This window comes from Oleiphilus sp. HI0080 (assembly GCF_001635135.1).
The window spans coordinates 1-898 of record NZ_LWFU01000978.1; the positions used below are offsets into that span (position 1 = coordinate 1).

At 49.8% G+C, this 898-nt stretch carries 2 protein-coding genes; both read left to right on the forward strand.

What is annotated here, in order from left to right; genetic code table 11:
• Positions 1-281: helix-hairpin-helix domain-containing protein (locus tag A3751_RS18755; RefSeq protein WP_156492623.1), on the forward strand; the 281-nt coding region annotated here is incomplete at its 5' end.
• Between the two features lie 28 nt (positions 282-309).
• Positions 310-898: translation initiation factor IF-2 associated domain-containing protein (locus tag A3751_RS18760; RefSeq protein WP_197466505.1), on the forward strand; the 589-nt coding region annotated here is incomplete at its 3' end.

The window sequence follows — 898 nt, forward strand, 5'->3', positions numbered from 1 at the left end:
TTGAAGAGTTGCGTCGTCGTGCAAAAGACGCCTTGTTGAATCAGGCGCTAGCAACAGAAGAGAAGCTGGAAGGAAGTGAGCCGGCTGAAGACTTGTTGAATATGGAAGGAATGGATCGTCACTTGGCGCTAACGCTTGCAAGTAGCGGCGTAATTACGATGGAAGACCTAGCAGAGCAATCAATTGATGAGTTGATGGAAGTGGAGGGCATGACTGAAGAACGTGCCGGTGAACTTATCATGACAGCTCGTGCACCATGGTTTGAAGAGAGCCAAGACTAAGAGACGTCGAGTCGGGAGAAATATAGTAATGTCAGATGTAACAGTTAAACAGCTAGCGGAAGATATCGGTGCGCCGATAGAGCGTCTTCTGCAGCAAATTGTTGACGCAGGACTCGATGCACGTGGAGCAGATGGTACTGTGTCACCTGATGAAAAACGAGAGCTTCTTGCGCACTTAAAGCGTGTTCATGGTGAGGCGGATTCTGAACCGAAACGCATTACGTTGAAGCGCAAAACGCAAACAACGCTGAAGATGAGCGGTGGTCAGGGCAAAACCAAGACGGTTAATGTTGAGGTGCGTAAGAAGCGGACCTATGTTAAGCGTCCAGAAGCAAGCGTAGAGCTTGAGAAACAGAAAGCTGAACAGGATGCAATCGCAGCGAAGCAAGAGGCCGAAGATGCGGCTCGTAGAGATGCGATAGCCAAGCAACGTGAAGAAGAGGAAAAAGCAAAAGCTGAAGCTGAGGCGAAGCGCGTGGCAGAAGAAACAGCCAGCAAGCAAAATGCCAAGCCTGGTCCGAAAAGCGTTGCCCCTGCCCCTGAGTCTGAGGCAGACAAAGCGAAGAAGCGTTCCAAGAAAAAGGGTCATGAAGAGCGTGATGATAGTTCTGATGACA